This is a genomic window from Photobacterium sp. GB-36, assembly GCF_003026135.1.
In the GTDB taxonomy this organism is placed as follows: Bacteria; Pseudomonadota; Gammaproteobacteria; order Enterobacterales; family Vibrionaceae; genus Photobacterium.
Genome location: NZ_PYNY01000012.1, coordinates 1 through 23,889 on the forward strand (window position 1 = coordinate 1; position 23,889 = coordinate 23,889).

Consider the following 23,889-nt stretch of genomic DNA (forward strand, 5'->3'; position numbering starts at 1 on the left):
CGTCCGCCGCTCGTCAGCATTGATAGCAAGCTATCAATCTGTTACCGCTCGACTTGCATGTGTTAGGCCTGCCGCCAGCGTTCAATCTGAGCCATGATCAAACTCTTCAATTAAAGTTTTTGTGGTCGCTCTTGTAAAAAGGCGACCGGCTCAATGAATACTGTTAATTCATCATAAAATGATGAATGAATTGACTGTGCTGATACTTACGTATCAATTGGTCACTAGTATCATTGATAAATCTTTCGACTTAACTTTTCAACGAGTGCCCACACAGATTGCATGGTCAAATTGTTAAAGAACAATACTGATTTTGTCGCTTGCCAGTGGCTTGCTCCGTGTCAGTGAGGCCGCATTATAGAGATTCAGATCACATTGGCAAGCTTTTTTTTCAATAAAAAATACCACAAAAATGCGATAGCTCAACATCTAATCACGAACATAATAATCGTATATTTTACACACTGAACGTCTGACATTTCATATCTATTTAAAGCCCATAACCCGTTTTCCTAATGCTTGTCCTTTAAGCTCTATATATTTATATGTCGTCTTCGACACAAGGATAACGATCAAAAGAACAGAAACAACAAGTACATTATTATAAAACGTCGAACCTAAATCGATAAACCGTGCACCCTCTATCATTGGAGCGATTGCTTTACCTAACACTTTTTGTCCTACTAATGCGACCGATGTAACCATAAAGAGAATAGCGGCATGTGTTAAATAGATAGAATAGGACCATTTACCTAAGACTTGAAATATACTTCTATTTAACAGTTTTGAAATCGCACCAGACTCAAAAGCAAAAAACAATACAACAAGATAGAACAATAGCGTTGCGTATATATATCTGTAGCTTATTTCATTTGAAACCAAATAAACTACAGCACTTAAAAGCGCGACTTCAATAATAGAGCCTGCAATAAATGGAATCGATATGTGCTTTACTTTGGTAAATAAAACATACGTGAATGCGCCACCAAAAAAACATGATAATCCATTAAATACATATGGTTGAAGTAGTGTTGAATTGTTCCCCATTAAGCCTAAAACCATAACGGCTATCGTCAACCAGCTCCATACTTTGTAACGACCAAATAGATATAGCGTCAGGAAGAGTAAAACATAGAGATAAAACTCAATGCTTATACTCCACGATGGATAGTTGAACGATAAAGGATCGGTTAATGATGTCCATGATTGCACCATTAATAGGTTAGGGAGTATTTCAGACAGAGATCCATGGCCTGTAAAGGGCAATGTATTAAAACTAAAACCAACGGTTTTATACGCAATATATTTTACCACCTCTAACCCAATGAATACCATCAGCATGCAAACATACAATGGATATAGTCGAAAAAAACGCGATGCTATATAAGATTTAAAGTGTAGGTTGTCCCTAAAACCATAACTATGGGCGAGCACAAAGCCACTTAGGGCAAAGAAAAACTCTACAAATAATTCGCTGCCTCTAAAAAAAGGTAACTCAGTCACACTCCCAACTGCACGAAAGTGAAATAACACAACAGATAATGCACATAACCCGCGAAAGGCATCAAGGGCTTCAAAACGTCTTGCCATATAACAACTCAACTTCAATCAATTAATGTCTAACGACTAATTTGGACTCGATGAAGTGCCAGCTAATCATTGCAAATGAGAAAACAAGTACAGTTGCAATTGCTGTACCTTGATAAATATTCTTGAAAAAACCATACATGATTAATGTTTGTAAGATTGGAAAATGCCAAATGTAGATACCGTATGATATATCACCAATACGCTTGCTAACCGCTATTGGCTTTAACTTAAAGACAATAACGTACACTATAAAACTCACCGCGAACGCATAAATCACAAACCAGCTTTGTAAAAAGAATACTATCGGGATCAAGATCAGTAGATGCCAAAGCCTTAAAAACTTAGGCTCCGCAAAATTCCAATATGCCCCTAGCATGAAGAACACTAACATAGATGGTAATTGTCGATTAATGCTTGCTGGTAAACCATGATACTCAATGAAATACTGCACTGTATAAAAACAGCAAATCGATACTAAACCTAGTAGTATTGTCAGCTTTTTATTATCTAACTTTTTATTCAGTACACCATAGATAATAGGTACACAAATATAGAACATGACTTCAATTTTAATGGTCCATAATGCTGCATTAACAAAAGGTTGAAAATTATTTTCAAATAAACCGGGTAACGTCGGATGCAAGAAGTTAGCGAACACATAATTAGACGCTAAGTATTTACCGGCACCATTATTTATGTCGTCAATAAAACTACCGGAGTAATGAAAATATCCAAAAATAAACGCCGTTGTAATAACAATAAAATACAGTGGGTAAATACGTAAGAAACGTGACTTTACATAAGTCGATAAAGACTTTCTTTTTAAGTAGCTTTTTACTATCAAATAGCCACTAATAACGAAGAAGCAATGCACTGCTAAGCCGCCTGGTACATACATGAGGTATTCATTTTGAGTTTCTATCCCTATATGGAAATAGAAAACAAGTACAGCGAGGAAAATTCGTAATACATCAAAATTATTTTTAACCACGAGATCAAAACTCAAAAATGAACCAGAAATAATTATTACACAGTTTTTTTATAATCAAAGTATCCTTCTCATTTCAGATAAGACCTTCACATAAATTATTATAAATAAAAATGAGAGACTATATATTCATTTAGAACAATCATATCTATCTTTTTGTTATATATGAGTAAATGAGATGACATATTTGATTATAAACTAAATACTTGAATAGCTACGTTATTCGATTGATTCGACGCAATGCTGCAATCAAGTCAGATAACGTCTGTTTAGTGTAACAATAAATATGATATGAATGTCAAGGAGGTGTTGGTGAGCTTACTATCTAAAAACAACAAAGCCCCAATCTTTCGATTGAGGCTTTGTTTGAAATTTGGTGCCCGAGGACGGACTTGAACCGTCACTCCCGAAGGAAACGGATTTTGAATCCGTCGTGTATACCAATTTCACCACTCGGGCTTATTGCGGCTATTATACGTATCCAATGCAGCGAGGCAAGCCTTTATCGTTAAGATATTCAACCAATCTCTTTGACCGCTATTTTTTCATCCTATTTACCTCTTTGTTGGTGATAATAACACCAGACCCCTTACACATTCTGTAGCAATATCAAGCGTTCTCTGACTTATTGTTTACTGTTACACTCAGCACATATGGACACAGTCAGATAAATCGGATGTTTTATGTCAAAATCAGCAATAATAAAAAAAACCACTTCCCCACAATATCCAACCTTATTTCGGCGTTTAGCCGCTTGGTTTTATGATGCTATAATTGTCGCTGCGATTCTTATGCTAGCAGGCGGTATAGCAATGGCAGGAATAGCGCTTTTACTTCATTTTAATATTCTCGATTTAGCTCACTATGAAGATGTAAGTGCTTATTTAACACATCATCCACAAGCTAATTTACTTTACTCTAGTTACTTAGGCGCCGTAATTATTGGATTCTACACTTACTTTTGGACTCATGGTGGCCAAACGTTAGGTATGCGAGCATGGAAATTAAAAGTACAAAATAAAGATGGACGCCCAATTACTATCACTCAAGCATTGATCCGCGCTGCAACGGCAGCCTTAGGGTTAGGGAATTTGCTCGCATACAACACTAAACGTCGAGCATTACAAGACGTAATGGCTGAATGTGAAATGATAGTGACAAAAGATATTCGCTAATAAAAAAGGAGCCTTTAGGCTCCTTTTTCCATTTTATAGTTTGCGTCTTAGCAAATATATCGTGATAAACAAGAACGCTAAACTTGGACCTAATGCCCCTAAAATAGGCGGTAATCGGTACACTAAAATCATCGGTCCAAACACTTGGTCTGAAATATAAAATGCAAAACCAAAAATGACACCTGAAAGGACACGAGCCCCCATAGTAACAGAGCGAAGAGGACCAAATACAAAAGATAATGCTAATAGCATCATAACAGCAATGGATATAGGCTGAAGCGCTTTACGCCAGAATGCTAACTCATAACGAGAAGCATCTTGCTTGGTCTCTTTGAGATAATTCACATAATGATATAAGCCAGACAACGATAATTCTTCAGGTTTCACCGTCACAACCGCTAATTTATCTGGTGTTAATGTTGTTTCCCAATGCTTACTTGCTATATGGCTATTGGTTAACTGACTACTACCTGTCATGTCTGTTATGGTTACATCATGCATTGTCCAACCCGTCGCTTTATCGTAAGACGCGCGTTTTGCAGATGTTACATCTTCCAACTGGCCTTTGTTGTCAAACTGCCAAATATTAACAACATCCACTTTATTGAGATCATGAACACGTCCCATATAAATGAAGCTATTATCATTTTTAGCCCATACGCCACTTTGTGCAGAAATCATACTACCGCCATAAACCCATATCGAACGATACTCACGTGCCATTTTCTGCGCTTGCGGTGCTCCCCACTGTCCCAGTAATACAACCACTATCATCATAGGAACTGCCGTTTTTAAGGTCGATAAACCTATATCAAGTTTAGAAAAGCCTGCCGCTTGCATTACCACCAGCTCAGAGCTTGATGCCAGCATTCCTAAACCAATCAATGCGCCTAATAATACCGCCATAGGAAAGAACATAATGATGTCTTGCGGCATTGATAATAAAACAAAATACAGCGCCTTGAGGAGATCGTAGCTTCCTTGTCCCACTTTTCTTAGTTGATCAACGTATTTAATAATCGCAGATAAGCCCACTAAGGTTGATAGTGTCAGTGAGAAAGTTGCAATGATCGTTCGACCTATATACCAGTCGAGAATTTTAAACATTAACTGCGTCTCCGTAATTTATCTTTAAGGCGTCGCACAGGCATAGAATCCCAGCTATTTAAAGCAAGAGCAACTAACAAGGTTGTAATATTAATTGGCCACATGCCAATAGCTGATGGGATAATACCATCCTCAATCGCTGATTTTGCGGATGAGATCGCTAAGAAATAAGCCAGATAAATCAACACAGCAGGTGCTAATTTTGCAAATCGTCCTTGACGTGGATTAACAGCCGATAGCGGAACAACAATCATTACTAACAATGGAATACAAAGTACTAAAGAGAAACGCCACTGTAATTCAGCTTTTGCAGCTAAGCTTTGATCTTTTATTAAGGTCATTGTGGGCTGGGCTTCCCAATCACGATTACCAGCTTTAACTTCACGTTGCCCTATTAGCGCTTGGTAGTCATGAAAATGAGTAATGGAGTAATTTAGCTGAGTAGGGATGCCTTCATATCGAGCACCGTTATTTAATTCTAACATTTGACGACCATCAGATAACTCTTTGACGGTACCATTGTCTGCAACAATCACACTAGGCTGTAAGGTTCCAGAGGCTTTTAATTGCGCGACAAAAACCTTATGAAGTTTTGAGCCTTTATCGGTGATATTGTCAATAAATATAACCCCACTTCCATTCGGTGCCGGCTGAAACGTCCCCTTTACCAACATATTTAACGTTGGCCCAGCCTTTGTCTCTTCTTTAAGCTGCTCTATATGCTCTTGCGACCAAGGTGCAACCCAAAATGAATTCACAGCGGCAATTGCCCCCGTAATAATGGCCAAAGCTAATGCTGATTGGAGTAATAATTTGTTCCCCATCCCCGTCGCATTCATCACCGTGATTTCACTTTCAGCATATAATCTACCGAACGTGAGTAAGATCCCGATGTATAAACTCAGAGGGAGCATTAATAGTGCCATCGAAGGGATAGATAATCCCATGAAGGTTAGAATGAGATCACTCGGGATCGAGCCATCGGTTGCATCGGCTAAAATGCTAATAAACTTTTGGCTAATAAAGACAAGGAAAAGTACAAAAAGTACCGCTAATTGGCTCTTTAATGTCTCTCTTGTCAAATACCTAACAATAATCACGCGTTATATTCCCATAGAAAACTTGTTTTTTTGATGGAATCACTATAGTTTTTCGATAAATCAGTTATTTTGTTATCTTTCAGCTAAATGAAAGACTGCACTCTAAGCGTATACCGAAATCACGGCAGAGCAAACAGTGTGGTATTATCCAACATTTAGCGTTAATTGTCTTTAATTAGGATGTTAGGAGTACGCATGGAGTTCAGTGTAAAAAGCGGCAGCCCCGAAAAACAGCGTAGTGCTTGTATTGTTGTTGGCGTCTTTGAACCACGTCGCCTCTCTCCAATCGCGGAACAGCTAGATAAAATCAGTGATGGTTATATCAGCTCCTTACTGCGTCGTGGCGACCTCGAAGGTAAACCTGGGCAAATGCTTTTACTACACCACGTACCAAACGTGTTATCAGAACGTGTTTTACTGGTCGGTTGTGGTAAAGAACGGGAATTAGATGAGCGCCAATACAAGCAAATCATCAAAAAAACGATCAGTACTTTAAATGAAACTGGCTCTATGGAAGCTGTGTGCTTCTTAACAGAGCTTCATGTAAAAGGTCGTGATACATACTGGAAAGTACGTCAAGCTGTCGAAACAACTAAAGATAGCTTGTATACCTTCAACCAGTTTAAGAGTAATAAACCAGAGACTCGTCGTCCACTACGTAAACTAGTCTTTAATGTACCGACTCGTCGCGAGCTCTCTTTAGGTGAACGCGCTATCAGCCATGGTCTAGCGATAGCATCTGGTGTTCGCGCAAGTAAAGATTTGGGTAATATGCCACCAAACGTGGCAAACCCAGCCTATCTTGCTTCACAAGCACGCCGTCTAGCCGATGATTTTGAGACCGTAAGCACTAAAATCATTGGTGAGCAAGAGATGCAATCTTTAGGGATGACATCATACCTTGCAGTGGGTCGTGGCTCTAAAAATGAAGCGATGATGTCTGTTATTGAGTACAAAGGTAACCCCGATTTAGACGCTAAGCCTATCGTTCTTGTCGGTAAAGGGTTAACTTTTGATTCAGGTGGTATTTCGATTAAACCTGGTGCTCAAATGGACGAAATGAAGTACGACATGTGTGGTGCAGCCTCTGTGTTCGGTACCATGAAAGCATTAGCTAAGCTTAATTTACCCATCAATGTGGTTGGTGTGTTAGCGGGCTGTGAAAATATGCCTGGCGGCAATGCTTATCGTCCTGGTGATATTTTAACCACCATGTCAGGTCAAACAGTTGAAGTATTAAATACCGATGCTGAAGGTCGTTTAGTGCTTTGTGATGCATTAACTTACGTTGAGCGTTTTGAACCTGAATGTGTGATTGACGTTGCGACACTAACAGGTGCTTGTGTTGTTGCTTTAGGTAATCACATTAGTGGTTTAATGAGTAACCATAATCCACTGTCGCATGAAATTATAAATGCGTCAGAGCAATCCGGTGATCGCGCTTGGCGTCTACCGATGAGTGATGAATACCAAGAGCAAATTGCGAGCCCATTTGCTGATATGGCAAACTTAGGCACGCCTGGCGCTGGTACTATAACGGCTGGTTGTTTCTTATCTCGCTTTACTAAAAAGTACAACTGGGCGCACCTTGATATTGCAGGTACCGCTTGGAAAGGTGGTGCTGCAAAAGGCTCTACCGGTCGACCAGTCCCTCTCCTTGTCCAGTTCTTATTAAACAGAGCAGGCCAAGAGATCGTCGAGTAAAAGACATCGAAAAGGGCCGCAAGGCCCTTTTCTTTAGGAACAAAAAACCATGACTCATGCTACGTTTTATATAATCGATGACAAGCAAGAGAGCGCTGATAGTCACTTTCAGTGCCATTTTGCCTGTCATTTAGCAGCAATGAGTTACCGGCAAGGTAACAGCGTTTACCTACTCGCAGCAAATAAACAGCAAGCAGAACAAATAGATGAATATCTATGGCAGCAAGATCCTGACAGTTTTGTGCCCCACAACCTTGTCGGAGAAGGGCCTAATGGCGGCTCTCCCGTTGAGATAGGGTGGTCAACATTACGTCATACTGGACGCCGTGCTACGCTAATTAATTTAGCGGAAAACGCACCAAATTTTGCGGTTAGCTTTGCACAAGTGGTAGACTTCGTTCCTTGCGATGAAAAGCTCAAGCAGTTAGCGCGCGAGCGTTACAAGGCATATCGTCTTGCTGGCATTCAAATTACGACTGCCACTGCTACTGAGACGCCCTAATTCCACATAGAATCCTTCTAAGAGCGCTATGGAAAAGACATACAACCCACAATCAATTGAACAAGCGCTATATCAGCGCTGGGAAGAGGCTGGTTACTTCAAGCCTCATGGTGATACATCTAAAGATGCTTACAGCATTATGATCCCACCACCAAACGTCACAGGTAGCCTACACATGGGCCACGCGTTCCAGGATACCATTATGGATACCCTGATCCGTTGTGAGCGTATGAAAGGCAAAAACACCTTATGGCAGGTTGGTACTGACCACGCAGGTATTGCTACCCAAATGGTTGTGGAACGTAAGATTGCTGCTGAAGAAGGCAAAACAAAGCACGATTACGGTCGTGATGCTTTCATCGATAAGATCTGGGAATGGAAAGGCGAATCTGGTGGCACGATCACTAAGCAGCTTCGTCGCCTTGGCGCATCAGTAGACTGGGATCGTGAGCGCTTCACGATGGATGATGGTCTATCAAATGCCGTTCAAGAAGTTTTCGTTCGTCTATACCAAGAAGATCTTCTTTACCGCGGTAAGCGTCTAGTTAACTGGGATCCTAAACTACACACTGCGATCTCAGATCTAGAAGTTGAAAACAAAGATAAAAAAGGCCACATGTGGCACTTCCGTTACCCATTAGCTGATGGCGTACAAACAGCGGAAGGTAAAGACTACATCGTTGTTGCAACTACACGTCCTGAAACTATGCTGGGCGATACTGGTGTTGCCGTTAACCCTGAAGATCCACGTTACAAAGATCTGATCGGTAAAGAAATCATTCTTCCAATCGTTGACCGTCGCATCCCTATCGTAGGTGATGAGCACGCTGATATGGAAAAAGGCACCGGTTGTGTAAAAATCACACCTGCACATGATTTCAATGACTACGAAGTAGGTAAACGTCATAGCCTACCTATGATCAATATCCTAACGTTCAATGCCGATATTCGTGATGCTGCAGAAGTATTCACAACTAATGGCGAGCCAAGTGATGCATACAGCACTGCGCTGCCAGAGAAATACCATGGCATGGAACGTTTTGCTGCACGTAAAGCGATTGTTGCTGAATTTGATGAACTAGGTCTACTAGAAGAAATCAAAGATCACGACCTAACGATCCCTTACGGTGACCGTGGTGGCGTGGTTATTGAACCAATGCTAACTGACCAATGGTACGTTCGTGCAGCTCCGCTAGCAAAACCTGCTGTTGAAGCGGTTGAAAACGGTGATATTCAATTCGTACCTAAGCAGTACGAAAACATGTACTTCGCTTGGATGCGTGACATTCAAGACTGGTGTATTTCACGTCAGCTATGGTGGGGTCACCGTATTCCTGCTTGGTACGACAACGACGGTAATGTTTACGTTGGTCGTAACGAAGCTGAAGTACGTGAAAAACATAACCTAGCACCGGTTGTCGTATTACGCCAAGACGATGATGTACTTGATACATGGTTCTCTTCCGCGCTATGGACATTCGGTACGCAAGGCTGGCCAGAAAACACCGCTGATCTTCAAACCTTCCACCCATCTGATGTGTTGGTAACAGGTTTTGATATTATCTTCTTCTGGGTTGCGCGTATGATCATGATGACCATGCACTTCTGTAAAGATGAAGGCGGCAAGCCACAAGTACCATTTAAAACCGTTTACGTAACGGGTCTTATCCGTGACGAAAACGGCGATAAAATGTCGAAATCTAAGGGTAACGTTATCGACCCTATCGACATGATCGACGGTATTGATCTTGAGTCGCTAGTAGAGAAGCGTTGTGGCAATATGATGCAGCCACAACTTGCAGCGAAGATCGAAAAAGCGACACGTAAAACCTTTGAGAACGGCATCGAACCTTACGGTACTGATGCCCTACGTTTCACTCTTGCTGCTATGGCTTCAACGGGCCGTGACATCAACTGGGACATGAAACGTCTTGAAGGTTACCGTAACTTCTGTAATAAGCTATGGAACGCAAGTCGTTACGTACTAATGAACACAGAAGATCAAGATTGCGGTTTCGCAGCAGGTAGCGAGCTTGACTACTCACTAGCAGACAAGTGGATTGAATCACAATTCCAGCTAGCGGCAAAAGAGTTCAATGCTCACATTGATAACTTCCGTTTAGATATGGCTGCTGGTGTACTTTACGAGTTCATCTGGAACCAATTCTGTGACTGGTACCTAGAGCTAACTAAACCTGTTCTATGGAAAGGTACAGAAGCACAGCAACGTGCAACGCGTCATACTCTAATCACAGTGCTAGAGAAGACATTACGTCTTGCGCATCCTGTTCTTCCTTACATCACTGAATCAATCTGGCAGAGCGTTAAGCCACTCGTTGACGGTGTTGAAGGCGAAACCATCATGACTCAGGCATTGCCTCAGTTTGATGAAGCGCAATTTGACCAAGCAGCAATCACTGACATTGAGTTTGTTAAAGCGTTTATCACGAGTATTCGTAACCTACGTGCAGAATACGATATCGCGCCAAGTAAGCCATTATCAGTAATGCTAAAAGTGGCTGATGCCGCTGATACTGCACGTGTTGAAGCAAACCTGACAGTACTGAAATCTCTAGCAAAACTAGAAGAAGTGAAAGTATTGGCGGACGGTGAAGCAACACCAGCTTGTGCTACTGCACTTGTAGGCAAATCTGAATTGATGATCCCTATGGCGGGCTTGATTGATAAAGATGCAGAGCTTGCACGTTTAGACAAAGAAATCGCGAAAATGGAAGGCGAAATCAAACGTACTTCTGGCAAGCTAAGTAACGAAGGCTTCGTTGCTAAAGCGCCTGAAATCGTGATCACTAAAGAGCGTGAAAAGCTAGCCGGTTATGAAGAAACATTAGTGAAGCTTATTGAGCAAAAAGCAACGATTGCTGCGCTATAATCTCACCAATCATTCTTGATTAATAAAAACCGACAGTCACATACTGTCGGTTTTTTTATACCTCAAATTCCACCATCTCCTTTCAAGCAATAGCTTTTACCTATTAATAATATATAAAATAACAAATTTAGTTATTGCTAATATTCAATGATAATGACCTCATCGAATTGAGGATCACCTTATGAAAAAGACAGTCAGTTTTGCCGCCATCCATTTTACTATTGCTTTTACAGTGGCTTACCTTCTTACAGGCGATATCATTATTGGTAGTTTAATTGCAATGATTGAGCCGATGGTTAATACCGTTGCCTTTTATTTCCATGAAAAAGTATGGCAAAGCAAAACACTCAAACAATCACACTTTAATACGCCAAGTCGCAAAACAGTAAGCTTTGCTATTGTGCACTTCAGTGTCGCATTTAGTGTTGTGTACCTTCTTACAGGTGACATACTGATTGGTAGCTTAATGGCAATGATCGAACCTGCAATTAATACCATGGCTTACTATTTCCATGAGCGTGTATGGCAACGTAAAAATCACAACCAAAATGAGACACATCAGCCAACTTGGCTAGATGCAATGGCTTGTCAGCACTAATAAACACCATGATAGATTAAACAGATTGACATTGTTGCAGGCTGCAACTATTTTAATTGCGTAGTGCAATTAAATTCAAGGATGGATCATGCAGCCCCAACAACTTCGTCAGCTCTCGCGCCAATTAGTCCGTCAACTCGGCATGTTAAATAGTCAATGTGGCCAACTCGCCCTTACCCCAGTGCAAGCCCATACTTTGATTGAACTCGAACAAGGGCCTTGTACGGTTAATCAAATGGCAGAGCGTTTACGGGTCGATAAATCCAATGCCAGCCGTAATTTAGCCATGTTACTCAATCAAGGATTAATCCAATCAATTGCTAACCCTAGCGATAAACGTAGCCAACTCTCCCAGTTAACACCCAAGGGTATTCAAACACTCACCGCTCTTCACCATCAGCTTGATCAAGATACCCAAACGATTTTAGATCAGCTGGATCTAGATGAAATAGAGCAGTTAGAAACAAGTTTACGCCGTTATCATAAAGCTTTGACAATCACAGAGCATCAACAGGGGTACGTGCTAAGAGAAATCACGCCTTTGGATAATGCCGCCGTTGCTGCACTCATTCGTCGTGTTTCAGCAGAATATGGATTAACCCCAGATAGAGGCTTTAGCGTTGCGGATCCTCATCTTGATGATCTCTGCCAGCATTACCAATTACCGAAAAGCCGTTATTGGGTAATAGAAAAAAACAATCGTATTTTAGGCTGTGGCGGTATAGCGCCATTAACAGGAGATGCGCAGTGGAGTGAACTGCAAAAAGTCTTCTTCTTGCCAGAGCTCAGAAGTAAGGGACTCGCACGGGTATTAACCGTTAAAGCATTAAAGTTTGCCCGAGAAAATGGCTTTAAAGGATGCTATTTAGAAACCACAGAGGTATTAAAAGAAGCGGTGAAACTCTATCAATCTTTAGGTTTTGTCGATATTCCAACTGCGCTTGGTAATACAGGGCACAACGCTTGTGAAATTCACATGCTTAAAACCTTCTAACATATTAATTGATAATAAAAAGCCTGCTCAGAGACTCTCTCAGCAGGCTTTTTTAAACGATATACTGTATTAATAGCTTTGCTTTAAATGGTAAACACGTAAGCCTTGCACAACTTCATCGTAACTGGCTGAGCCAATGTATTTCACTTGGCGTTGGTGCTCAGGGACGAGCGTGAAGCTTGAATCTTCAAACCGACCTTCCCCTTCAAATTCCAAATGAACATAGAAAGCAGGTTTGCTGCTACTCAGCATCACTGATATTTCACCATTCATTTCAGCAACTTCAAAACGTAAATCAGGATCTTCTAATTCACATTCTTTAGGTTTAGCTGGGAACCATGTGTTTTCAATTAGTTTATCGCCGTTACGTAAATGCACATGGAAGAAGCCTTCAGTCTCGTGACCATCAAGATCCTCGTTTAACCATTCCCACACCACTTTCGTGCAATCAGGATCAAGGAACTCTGAAATAGGTTCACGATATAAAATCTCACCTTCCCAACTCTGCCATACCACTTCACCTTTTAACTCAGCACTATTGCGACCATCATTAATTAAGTGAAGTTTTACCCCTTGCTCATCACGAATAAAGGTCGCCATCTGTGGCGCAAAGAAACGTCGAGTATGATAGTGCAACTGTTTCCAACGACCACTATATTCTAGCGAAGACCATGAGCTTACTGGCCAACAATCATTCAATTGCCAGAATAAAATGCCACGGTTTGTCGGCTTATGTGCACGCCAATATTCTGCTGCCGTTTTAATCGCCATCGCTTGTTGTACTTGCGATAGGTACAACATATTGACGAAACCATTAGGGAAACGGAAATAACGGGTAAACATTTCAGTGATAATCGAGTTACCACGGCTATTTTTCTGATGACATTCAAAACTTGGTGACGTGATATTCCAATCTTGCTCAGGAGCAAACGTCTTCACTGTCGGCAGTGACGGCCATGATTGGAAACCAAACTCTGAGCAAAAACGTGGCGTAACGGTTTGGTAGGCTTCAAAATCTTTACCTGAATGCCATACATCCCAAAAATGCATGTCGCCACGTTTATCATCGTGCCACGCATCGCCAAAATCTAACTCACCATTACACGGCGAACTCGCCCAAAAACGACGAGAAGGATCTTCTTTTTCAACTACTTCTGCTAATGCTCGGTTTAAACGATCATAGTTAACAAGATATTTTTCTCGGTTTTGACGGGATTCAGGATACCAACTAATCGCACCTATCACTTCATTGTCACCACACCATAAGGCTAGGCTTGCATGATCTTTTAGACGGCGGACTTGGTATTCAACTTCCTGTTTTACTTCTGCTACAAAATCAGGTGTTGAAGGGTACAGCGCACAAGCAAACATCAAATCTTGCCATACCATGATCCCTAACTCATCACATAACTCATAGAAGATATCTTTTTCATACATGCCTCCGCCCCAAACACGTAGCATGTTCATATTGGCAGCTAACGCATCTTCAAGCAAAGAACGATAGCGTTGATCCGTCATGCGTGAAGGCATCGCATCCATCGGAATCCAATTGGCACCTAATGCCGAGATCTCAACATCATTAACTTTAAAGACCATACTTTGGCCAAGTTCATCATCTTCAGTGATCAACTCAAGCTTGCGCAGACCAATCTTCTTATTGATATAACTGCCGTCAGCTTCAATTTTAAGATCATATAAACGTGGTTTACCATACCCAGCGGGCCACCAACGACGAGGCTCTGCAATACGGAACAAGACAGATGTTTTCGTTGCGTCACGATCAAGCGTCAAGTGGAAGGTTTGATCGTTAAACGTGACAGCTGCGTTTGCTAATCCTTTCTCTGATACCACTTCATAATTGAGCGTGACAGATAATTCGCACTCTTGATCTAGCCACTTTTGTTTCGTACTCACATGACTGATTCGAACATGCTCAATTGGCTGTAATTCAATATCGCCATATACCCCTAATACAGATAAACAAATACCCCAGTCCCAACCCGCATGACATTGGGTTTTACGCAAGGTATTCATATGAGGGATCTGGTTATTACCTTCTGCCCATGGCACTGGAAATGGCAATTTATCAGCACGCTTTTTAGCTGCAAGATCAGCACGGTGTAATACGATTTCAATTCTGTTGCAGCCTACTTGCAGACAACTTAATACATCTACTTTGTGACGCATAAACATATTATTGAAATCAGCCACAGTGTGGCCGTTTAAACGAATTTCAGCCACGGTATCAAGGTGATCCATCACTAAATCCATCGCATTACAGGCTAACTGCGCTTCGGTTAAGTCGAACTGTCGACTTACGATCCAATCACACTCCCCAACCCATTGGACTTTCTTTTCATTGGTAGCCCAGTAAGGATCAGGGATCTCACCTGCAGCAAAAAGCGCAGAATGAACATCACCTGGTAAATCAATATGCAGATCTTGTAAAGCCGCTCGCTGAACACAGGTTAATTGCCATTGACCATTAAGCGAAATTGTCATCATAACTCCAGCACTGAGTACACTCAGTAAGCTTGATAATAAAAAAGGTATATCTACGCAGTTTTTCAATAACGCACTGTGATCATTATTAAACTTTGATCATTAAGCAGAATAAAAAGTGCGAGTCCCCACAGCTAAAAGGCGAAAAAGCCAGCAAATATGCCGGCTTTTTTATTATTCGTCTATTTTAACGATTATTCTTCGTCGTCGTACTCTTCATCGTCGTCTTCACCAGACTCGAAGTAAGTGCCCCAACCGTCGTAATCGATATTGTGTTTTTCAGCAAGTTTGATCAACTTCTCAGCTTGTTCGTCAATCAACTCAGCGTTCAGTGCTGATTCCATTACAGCATCGAAACAAACAACTTTACCGCCGCCATCTTCTGGCGCTAGTTCAAGTTCTTCTGCTTCTAAAACTTCAAAACCAAGTTTAAAGGCTTCTACAGCAGCACCTTCTAACTCTTCAAACGTATCCGCTGAAAAGTGGTGCTCAATCGTATAAAGAGCATCTGGCTCACTGCCATCTTCAAGTAACGCGGCAATAATTTCGCGTGTTTCTTCTTTTTGCTCTTCGATCAGTTCTGCATAAGGCATGGGTTCACTCCGACTGTGGAATCAATTTGCTGGCAAATATCGCATGGTTTGCCATCAATTACCACCTGTTAGTGAGAAGCACCGATAATTAGTATTGCCTTGAGTTTTAGCGTTCATATTCAACATTCTTATTACTGTCGGAAAAACCAAGGAAACCAAATAATCTTGCATAATAAGCGCACAGCTATTCACAATGAAGTAATAATAAGATAAACATAAAGCAACAATAACGAATATCTAGTAACCTAGTCACAACAAAGGGGTATTCGGTTAGAAACATTATAAAATGCAAGAGGGAACTATCATGGCTTTTAATCTTCGTAACCGTAACTTCCTTAAATTATTAGATTTTACTCCACGAGAAATTCAACATCTTCTCGATTTATCTGCTGAATTAAAAAAAGCCAAATACAATGGTTACGAGCAGCCACGCTTAAGCGGAAAAAATATTGCGCTTATCTTTGAAAAAGCATCGACCCGTACTCGTTGTGCATTTGAAGTGGCAGCTTTTGATCAAGGTGCAAAAGTGACATATCTTGGCCCATCAGGCTCACAAATCGGCCACAAAGAATCAATGAAAGACACCGCGCGCGTATTGGGTCGTATGTATGATGGCATTGAATACCGCGGCTTTGGTCAAGCCATTGTTGAAGAGTTGGGGCAATACGCTGGCGTACCTGTTTGGAATGGGTTAACCGATGAATTCCATCCGACTCAAATCTTAGCTGATTTTCTAACGATGCAAGAACATGGTCGTGGCAAGCAACTCAATGAAATCACCTTTGCTTATTTAGGTGATGCACGTAATAACATGGGAAATTCATTGCTCGTTGGGGCGGCGAAAATGGGGATGGATATTCGTCTCGTTGCGCCCAAAGCGTTCTGGCCTGAAGACGAGTTAGTGGCACAGTGTCGTGAAATTGCATTAGAAACAGGCGCGAAAATCACTCTCACAGAAAATGTGCAAGAAGGCGTTCAAGGATGTGACTTTTTATATACCGATGTATGGGTTTCAATGGGCGAAGCAAAAGAAGCATGGGCTGAGCGTATTCAGTTAATGCTCCCTTATCAAGTCAATATGGACTTACTAAAAGCAACAGGGAATCCACATGTGAAATTTATGCATTGCTTACCCGCTTTTCATGGTGAAGACACCACAATTGGTAAGGAGCTTGCGCAAGAATATCCTGAACTGGCCCAAGGCGTTGAAGTCACCGATGAGGTCATTGAATCCAAACATTCAATTGTTTTTGATGAAGCAGAGAATCGTATGCACACTATTAAAGCGGTCATGGTGGCAACACTAGGGCATTAATAAATGCCTGTTGATAGTTTTCGCAAACGCTTGCGTCACTTAAAAATGACGGTATAATTCTTGCCAATTTGTCGAACACGAGCTAAGAGATGAACCTGACAATAACTCCACTACAGAATTATCGTCACCGCTTTTTAACGCAGGTTCGTGTTTCTATTTTTATAAAAAAAGCCTCCTTTTATTAAGGAGGCTTTTTTTTGTCTGTAAATCGGCAAGGATCACGGTGAATGCCGTATTGAGCGTTATTTATTTTATTTTGAGGGAAAGAAACCATGGCTAATTCGCTGTTTAAAAAGCATATTATTTCCATCCCAGAGCTTAGTCGCGCAGAGCTTGAATTAATTATCCAAACCGCAGGACAATTGAAAGCTGATCCTAATCCTGAACTGCTAAAAAACAAAGTGATTGCAAGTTGCTTCTTTGAACCATCAACCCGTACCCGACTCTCATTTGAAACGGCTATTCAACGTTTAGGCGGGACTGTGGTGGGGTTTGATAGCGCTGGCAATACGTCTCTAGCAAATAAAGGCGAAACCCTGTCTGATTCCGTTCAAGTGATTACTTCATACGTTGACGCTTTCGTTATGCGTCACCCTCAAGAAGGCGCTGCTCGTCTGGCATCTGAATTTTCTAACGGTATTCCTGTGATCAATGGTGGGGATGGGGCAAACCAACACCCAACGCAGACCCTGTTAGATCTGTTCACCATTTACGAAACCCAAGGCACGTTAGATAACATTAATATCGCCTTTGTTGGTGACTTGAAATACGGTCGTACGGTGCACTCGTTAACCCAAGCATTATCTAAATTTGATAACGTGAAGTTCTTCTTTATCGCCCCGGAAGTACTCGCAATGCCAGACTATATTTGTGAAGAATTAGATGATGCAGGTATCGCTTACAGCTTGCACAGCGATATGGAAGATGTGATCCCTGAGCTTGATATCCTTTACATGACGCGAGTACAAAAAGAGCGTTTTGATGAATCAGAATACGCCCACATGAAAGCGGCTTATATCTTAACGGCGAAGATGCTAGAAGGGGCAAGAGACAACTTAAAAGTGCTGCATCCACTACCACGTGTCGATGAAATTACGGTAGATGTTGATAAAACTAAACATGCTTACTTCTTCCAGCAAGCAGAAAATGGTGTTTACGCACGTCAGGCGCTATTAGCCCTAGTTCTTAACGAAACCTTATAAGCAGGAGCGATGATCATGTCTAAAGAAACCCAACTAAAAGTTGAAGCAATCAAAAACGGCACTGTTATCGACCATATTCCTGCGCATGTGGGTATCAAGGTACTTAAGCTCTTTAGTATGGATAACTCGAACCAACGAGTGACAATTGGTTTGAATCTGCCTTCGTCAGCACTTGGTGCCAAAGATCTGATCAAGATCGAAAACGTCTTTATCAATGAAGATCAAGCTAACCAACTCGCACTCTATGCCCCGAAAGCAACCGTTAACCAAATTGAAAATTATGAAGTAGTAAAGAAACTTAACTTATCATTACCTGACTTTATTAGTGCGGTATTTAAGTGCCCAAATACTAACTGTATTTCACACGGTGAGCCGGTAAATAGTGGCTTTAAGGTACTGACTAAAAAAGCAGATATTCAACTTAAATGTAAATACTGCGAAAAAGTTTTCTCTCGCGAAATCGTGACAGAGTGCAATGCATAACTTTGTTATAAACAGCCCGTTAGCTTCATAGCGGGCTTTATTCATTAAATCTCAGCCACAAAATAACACAAAATACCAGCTAGGTATTATTTAGTGATAACCATCAAGTTTCTTCTGATTATTCCTTGTTATCATATCTGCATTAAATATCACGAAAAATGATTATTATTGCGATATAGAACAAATAAAATGCATAAAAAAGCAACAAGGAGCTGTCCATGAATGGACATGAATCACCACACGGGATCATCAGTCATTATTGCGAAAAAAACATGACAGCCGTTTGTAAACAATTATTACAAATGCACCATTTTTCTACTCAAGATCATATTCGCGACGCGCTAATTAAAGAGGGGTTTGATGATATCAGCCAATCTACCGTTTCACGTCTTCTCACTAAACTCAAAATAGTAAAAGCACCAAATGTCTATGGTAAACGGGTGTATTGTGTTACTGAAACCACCAATCCCACATATACTGATTCTGAGATCGCTTCACAAATTGAATTTGTTACTCATAATAAATTAGTGATTGTAGTAAAAACCCATCCGGGCTCTGCACAACTCATCGCTAGAATTATTGACCTTAATCCCCATCAAGAAATTTTAGGCACCATAGCTGGCAATGACACTATTATGGTTGCACCTCGCAATATTGATCGGATCCGTGATTGTGAACAAGCCGTTTGTCTAAGTCTTGGGATGATATAAAAACGTTCTAATCAGCTTGAATCTTCCTGACTTAGCCCCCATAACACCATCAATCAGATAGCGTGACGTGTCACTTACGCTATAACAATCAAAAAAATATAAGTAAGGGTAAACAATGACTAAGGTTCTTCATACAGAGCAAGCTCCTGCAGCAATCGGTCCATACGTACAAGGTGTTGATCTTGGTAATATGGTGCTAACTTCCGGTCAAATCCCTGTAAACCCTGCAACAGGTGAAGTACCGGAAGCAATTGCAGCGCAAGCTCGCCAATCTTTAGACAATGTAAAGGCGGTAGTGGAATCTTCAGGTCTTCAGGTTTCTGACATTGTTAAGATGACTGTTTTTGTTAAAGATCTAAATGACTTCGCTGCCGTTAACGAAGTGTATGGTAACTTCTTTGATGAGCATAACGCACCTTACCCAGCACGCTCTTGTGTTGAAGTTGCACGTTTACCAAAAGATGTAAAAATTGAAATCGAAGCGATTGCTGTTCGTAAATAATCGTTGCTAATAAACGTTTCATTGCATCTTAATTTGCCATAAAAAAAGCTGCTAACGGGATCTCGTTGGCAGCTTTTTTATTCTTAAAACAACACTAATTACTTAGTGGCAAAAGCAAACACTTGACTAAACCATGCCGTAAATAACTCAGGCTGAGTCTTTAGCGTTTGTTTAATCGTCTCTTCAGACCACCAGCGATAATCCATCACTTCATCAGCGTTAGGAACAACCTCTATCTCGCCAGCATCAGCCACCAGCACATGATCGAGCTCATGCTCAAATAATTGGTTATCAAGCTCTGCGTAATAACAGAAGTGACCAATATCAGATAATGAAGTCACTTGCGTGATCCCCATTTCTTCAGCTAATCGTCGTATCCCTGCTTGCTCTATCGACTCATATTGGCGAGGGTGTGAACAACACGTGTTAGTCCACAACCCACCACTATGATATTTGTGCAACGCGCGTTGATGAAGTAAGTATTCACGACCAGACGTGGTATTTCGATATAACAAAACCGAAAAAGCCAAATGCAAAGCACCTTGTTTATGTGCTGCCATTTTCTCTTGTAAGCCTTGAAATTCACCTTGGCTATCAACCAAGACTACATATTCTTCAGTCATCACTCTTTACTACTGTTATAAATTACCCCCTGATATTCAGGGATTAAAATAAAACAAGGACATGTGATAAACATGTCCTTGTTTATTAATACTTACGAAACAAATAAATTAGCGTTTACTACGTTCACTCGCTTCTGCATTAAGCTCTGCTAATTTTTCTTCCATGACATCATGACAACGGCTAGAGAGACTGCGAACATCTTCTTTTGTTAAGCCATCAGTTGAAATCGGCTTCATCACTTCAACAATCACTACACCGTTATTCCAACGATTTAACCTAACATGATCCGTTGAGCTACAAACAATCGGTACAACGGGAACATTCGCACCAATTGCAGCATGAAAAGCACCGGTTTTAAACGGTAATAAACCACGACCACGAGAGCGAGTGCCTTCAGGGAACATCCACACTGAAACTTTGTTTTGCTTAATTTTATCGACAACTTGACCTATGGTACCCACTGCTTTGCTGCGGTTTGCACGATCAATTAAGATGTTACCCGTGATCCAGTATAGCTGACCAAATAACGGTAACCATACTAAACTTTTTTTACCCACGGTAACGGTACGAGGCATGATTGCACCAGAAACCGTAAAAAGATCATAATTATTCTGGTGGTTCGCAATATAAATAGCAGAGCCTACTTTTTCAGCACCCTCTGCGTATCGGAACTCTAATTTGATCCCTAGTACACGTGACATTTTGCTAAACAAACGTCCAAAGGTATAAACGTGTTTAGGGTTACGTGGGCTTAATAAACAATATCCGCAACCAAAAATAAACGTCACGATAGCAAAAATTGCGATAGCAAATATCCGCAAAACAAAAATCATTCTAGCTCTCCTCAGCGTACAAGCGTTCGCTAGTATACTCACAGCAAGAGAAAATACACGTTTTATGTGTATTCTTTACTCACTTGTTATTCGCTTATCAATAGAAACGATACGCACAGCTTAGATCAAAAAAGCCCTCAACTTGAGGGCTTTGAATAGCGCATCAGAAATAACTATTCCGATGGAACGTCAGAAGATTGCTCGTTTGGTGAATCAATCTCCATCCGTGTTACTCGCTGTAAGCCTCGAGGTAACATCGCTCCTCGACGTCCACGCTCACCACGGAAATTATCGAGATCCGACGGTTTCAATCCTAGTTTACGTTTGCCCGCATAAAGAGTGACATGGGTATCTGCACTAATTACCGTTAAGTAGGATAAGAATTCTTCACGCGCTTTTGAACGTGCAGATGGAATGTTGATGATCTTGTTACCCTTACCTTTCCCCAGTTGCGGTAAATCTTTAATTGGGAACAGTAACATTCGACCTTCATTGGTAATGGCTAATATCTGATCATTCTCAATATCAGCAACAGGCTGTGGCGGCAGCACAGCAGCATTTTCAGGTACCGTTAATAAGGCTTTACCACTCTTATTTTTCGATACCATATCTGTGCTCTTACAGATAAATCCGTAACCTGCATCCGATGCCATTAACCAAATTTGATCGTCTTCTGCCATTAACACTTGGCGCATATTTGTGCCTGGAGTTAAATTTAAACGCCCCGTGATAGGTTCACCTTGGCTACGCGCAGATGGCAAGCTATGTGATTCTAACGCATAGCTACGTCCATCAGAGCCTAAGAAAATCGCAGGCTGATTACTCTTACCGCGAGCATGCGCAAGGTAACTGTCACCCGACTTATAGTTTAGCGTGCTCGGATCTACCTCATGCCCTTTAGCATGACGGATCCAGCCTTTCTCTGATAGTACAACGGTGATCGCCTCACTTGGGATCAAGTCACGTTCAGTTAATGCTTTCGCTTCTTCTCGTTCAACTAATGGCGAGCGGCGATCATCACCGTACTTCTCAGCATCAGCGAGAATTTCTTTCTTAATTAAAGTATTTAAGCGACGCTCAGAGCCAAGTAACTTTTCTAGTTGCTCACGCTCTTTGGCTAATTCGTCTTGCTCTGCACGGATCTTAATTTCTTCAAGCTTGGCTAACTGACGCAGTTTAATTTCTAAAATTGCGTCTGCTTGAATCGCTGATAAACCAAAACGTGACATGAATTCTGCTTTTGGATCTTCCTCATTACGGATGATCTCAATCACTTCATCAATGTTAAGGTAAGCGGCCAGTAAACCTTCTAAAATATGTAAGCGCGCATTCACTTTATCTAAACGGTACTGTAAACGACGACGTACTGTTGTACGGCGATATTCCAGCCATTCAGCAATAATCTCCACTAAACCTTTAACTTGTGGACGACCATCTAGACCCAACATGTTCAAGTTCGCACGGAAGCTCTTTTCAAGATCCGTTGAAGCAAACAAGTGATTCATCAACTGCTCGCAATCAATACGGTTAGAGCGTGGCACAATCACAATGCGAGTTGGGTTTTCGTGATCGGATTCGTCACGTAAATCCTCAACCATTGGCAATTTCTTCGCACGCATTTGGCTAGCGATTTGCTCAAGCAGTTTTGCACCTGACGTTTGGTGTGGCAATGCGGTAATAACAATATCACCGTTTTCTTTATGCCAAACCGCGCGCATTCTAATACTGCCTCGGCCACTCTTATAGACTTTCTTTAAGTCAGCTTTAGAGGTAATGATTTCCGCTTCAGTTGGGTAATCAGGGCCTTGAACAAACTCCATTAGCGCATCAAGATCTGCCTTTGGATTTTCAATCATATGTACTGCTGCATTGGCAACTTCACGCGCATTGTGCGGTGGAATATCAGTTGCCATACCAACAGCAATACCCGTTACGCCATTAAGCAAAATATGCGGCAGACGTGCAGGTAACATCTTAGGCTCTTGCATTGTACCGTCAAAGTTTGGTACCCAATCTGCGGTGCCTTGGCCTAATTCAGACAGCAACACTTCAGAAAATCGAGACAAACGTGATTCGGTATAACGCATCGCCGCGAATGATTTCGGATCATCCGGAGCACCCCAGTTACCTTGACCGTCAACCAGTGGGTAGCGGTAAGAGAAAGGCTGTGCCATTAATACCATGGCTTCATAACAGGCAGAATCACCATGAGGGTGATATTTACCTAATACATCACCCACTGTACGGGCTGATTTTTTATATTTTGCCGTTGCACTTAAACCCAACTCAGACATCGCATAAATAATACGGCGCTGTACGGGTTTAAGGCCATCACCGATAAACGGTAAGGCACGATCCATGATTACATACATGGAGTAATTTAAATAAGCGTCTTCAGTAAACTTCCTAAGAGGAAGCTGTTCAACGCCATCCATTGAGACATCAGTCATCGTTAGATAATCCGTCTTTAATTTTGC

The 23,889-nt window shown here is 41.3% G+C and carries 20 protein-coding genes, 1 tRNA gene and 1 rRNA gene; 11 read left to right on the plus strand and 11 right to left on the minus strand.

What is annotated here, in order from left to right; genetic code table 11:
- The 4 genes from C9J46_RS12140 to C9J46_RS12155 all read right to left on the minus strand — a co-directional run.
- Positions 1-113 (minus strand): 16S ribosomal RNA (locus tag C9J46_RS12140); the annotation flags it as partial.
- 373 nt (positions 114-486) lie between these two features.
- Positions 487-1,590, minus strand: a complete 1,104-nt coding sequence (locus tag C9J46_RS12145) for an acyltransferase (RefSeq protein ID WP_107260912.1) — start codon at positions 1,588-1,590, stop codon at positions 487-489.
- 22 nt (positions 1,591-1,612) lie between these two features.
- Positions 1,613-2,596 carry an acyltransferase gene (locus C9J46_RS12150; RefSeq protein ID WP_233217747.1) on the minus strand — a complete coding sequence of 328 codons (984 nt, stop codon included), beginning with the start codon at positions 2,594-2,596 and terminating at the stop codon, positions 1,613-1,615.
- A 356-nt stretch (positions 2,597-2,952) separates the two neighbouring features.
- A tRNA-Leu gene (locus tag C9J46_RS12155) sits at positions 2,953-3,037 on the minus strand.
- A gap of 224 nt (positions 3,038-3,261) precedes the next feature.
- On the opposite strand from C9J46_RS12155, the gene C9J46_RS12160 reads away from it, so the two are divergent.
- A complete protein-coding gene (locus C9J46_RS12160) occupies positions 3,262-3,753 on the plus strand; it encodes an RDD family protein (RefSeq protein ID WP_107207685.1) in 492 nt (163 codons plus the stop codon).
- Positions 3,754-3,786: 33 nt separating this feature from the next.
- On the opposite strand, the gene lptG is transcribed toward C9J46_RS12160, so the two are convergent.
- Both lptG and lptF read right to left on the minus strand, forming a co-directional pair.
- Positions 3,787-4,860 (minus strand): LPS export ABC transporter permease LptG, encoded by a 1,074-nt coding sequence (lptG, locus tag C9J46_RS12165; protein ID WP_107207684.1) that lies wholly within the window; start codon positions 4,858-4,860, stop codon positions 3,787-3,789.
- The gene (gene lptF / locus C9J46_RS12170) at positions 4,860-5,960 is read right to left on the minus strand and encodes an LPS export ABC transporter permease LptF (protein ID WP_107207683.1); all 1,101 of its coding nucleotides are present in this window, start codon (positions 5,958-5,960) and stop codon (positions 4,860-4,862) included. The genes lptG and lptF overlap by 1 nt, the downstream gene beginning before the upstream one ends.
- Before the next feature lie 195 nt (positions 5,961-6,155).
- Between lptF and pepA the strand changes: the two genes are divergently transcribed.
- The 5 genes from pepA (at position 6,156) to C9J46_RS12195 (ending at position 12,648) form a co-directional block, all read left to right on the plus strand.
- Positions 6,156-7,664 carry a leucyl aminopeptidase gene (gene pepA, locus C9J46_RS12175; RefSeq protein WP_107247465.1) on the plus strand — a complete coding sequence of 503 codons (1,509 nt, stop codon included), beginning with the start codon at positions 6,156-6,158 and terminating at the stop codon, positions 7,662-7,664.
- 49 nt (positions 7,665-7,713) lie between these two features.
- Positions 7,714-8,166: a DNA polymerase III subunit chi gene (locus C9J46_RS12180; RefSeq protein ID WP_107207681.1), complete on the plus strand. Its 453-nt coding sequence runs from the start codon at positions 7,714-7,716 to the stop codon at positions 8,164-8,166.
- A 28-nt stretch (positions 8,167-8,194) separates the two neighbouring features.
- Complete coding sequence (locus C9J46_RS12185; RefSeq protein WP_107290955.1) at positions 8,195-11,056, plus strand: valine--tRNA ligase; 2,862 nt, start codon at positions 8,195-8,197, stop codon at positions 11,054-11,056.
- A gap of 181 nt (positions 11,057-11,237) precedes the next feature.
- Positions 11,238-11,654 (plus strand): DUF2061 domain-containing protein, encoded by a 417-nt coding sequence (locus C9J46_RS12190; protein ID WP_107287771.1) that lies wholly within the window; start codon positions 11,238-11,240, stop codon positions 11,652-11,654.
- 88 nt (positions 11,655-11,742) lie between these two features.
- Positions 11,743-12,648: a helix-turn-helix domain-containing GNAT family N-acetyltransferase gene (locus C9J46_RS12195; protein WP_107290956.1), complete on the plus strand. Its 906-nt coding sequence runs from the start codon at positions 11,743-11,745 to the stop codon at positions 12,646-12,648.
- A 69-nt stretch (positions 12,649-12,717) separates the two neighbouring features.
- On the opposite strand, the gene C9J46_RS12200 is transcribed toward C9J46_RS12195, so the two are convergent.
- Positions 12,718-15,150, minus strand: a complete 2,433-nt coding sequence (locus tag C9J46_RS12200) for a glycoside hydrolase family 2 protein (protein WP_107290957.1) — start codon at positions 15,148-15,150, stop codon at positions 12,718-12,720.
- A 194-nt stretch (positions 15,151-15,344) separates the two neighbouring features.
- Entirely contained in the window at positions 15,345-15,743 is a 399-nt protein-coding gene (rraB, locus tag C9J46_RS12205; protein ID WP_107207676.1) for a ribonuclease E inhibitor RraB, read from the minus strand.
- Positions 15,744-16,047: 304 nt separating this feature from the next.
- Here rraB and C9J46_RS12210 point away from each other — a divergent pair, with 304 nt between their 5' ends.
- The 5 genes from C9J46_RS12210 to C9J46_RS12230 all read left to right on the plus strand — a co-directional run bounded on the left by C9J46_RS12210 (position 16,048) and on the right by C9J46_RS12230 (position 19,955).
- The gene (locus C9J46_RS12210) at positions 16,048-17,058 is read left to right on the plus strand and encodes an ornithine carbamoyltransferase (protein WP_107207675.1); all 1,011 of its coding nucleotides are present in this window, start codon (positions 16,048-16,050) and stop codon (positions 17,056-17,058) included.
- A 272-nt stretch (positions 17,059-17,330) separates the two neighbouring features.
- A complete protein-coding gene (pyrB, locus tag C9J46_RS12215; RefSeq protein WP_107260904.1) occupies positions 17,331-18,260 on the plus strand; it encodes an aspartate carbamoyltransferase in 930 nt (309 codons plus the stop codon).
- Between the two features lie 15 nt (positions 18,261-18,275).
- Positions 18,276-18,743 carry an aspartate carbamoyltransferase regulatory subunit gene (pyrI, locus tag C9J46_RS12220; protein WP_107207673.1) on the plus strand — a complete coding sequence of 156 codons (468 nt, stop codon included), beginning with the start codon at positions 18,276-18,278 and terminating at the stop codon, positions 18,741-18,743.
- Between the two features lie 218 nt (positions 18,744-18,961).
- Positions 18,962-19,453, plus strand: coding sequence for an arginine repressor (locus tag C9J46_RS12225; RefSeq protein ID WP_107207672.1), 492 nt, complete (start codon positions 18,962-18,964; stop codon positions 19,451-19,453).
- 115 nt (positions 19,454-19,568) lie between these two features.
- Positions 19,569-19,955, plus strand: a complete 387-nt coding sequence (locus tag C9J46_RS12230) for a RidA family protein (RefSeq protein ID WP_107207671.1) — start codon at positions 19,569-19,571, stop codon at positions 19,953-19,955.
- A gap of 98 nt (positions 19,956-20,053) precedes the next feature.
- Here the strand turns inward: C9J46_RS12230 and idi are convergent, their stop codons facing one another.
- The 3 genes from idi to parC form a co-directional block, all read right to left on the minus strand.
- Positions 20,054-20,578, minus strand: a complete 525-nt coding sequence (gene idi, locus C9J46_RS12235) for an isopentenyl-diphosphate Delta-isomerase (protein WP_107207670.1) — start codon at positions 20,576-20,578, stop codon at positions 20,054-20,056.
- A gap of 108 nt (positions 20,579-20,686) precedes the next feature.
- Positions 20,687-21,412 (minus strand): 1-acylglycerol-3-phosphate O-acyltransferase, encoded by a 726-nt coding sequence (locus tag C9J46_RS12240; protein ID WP_107290958.1) that lies wholly within the window; start codon positions 21,410-21,412, stop codon positions 20,687-20,689.
- A 173-nt stretch (positions 21,413-21,585) separates the two neighbouring features.
- Positions 21,586-23,862, minus strand: coding sequence for a DNA topoisomerase IV subunit A (gene parC / locus C9J46_RS12245; protein ID WP_107207668.1), 2,277 nt, complete (start codon positions 23,860-23,862; stop codon positions 21,586-21,588).
- Positions 23,863-23,889 lie beyond the last annotated feature (27 nt).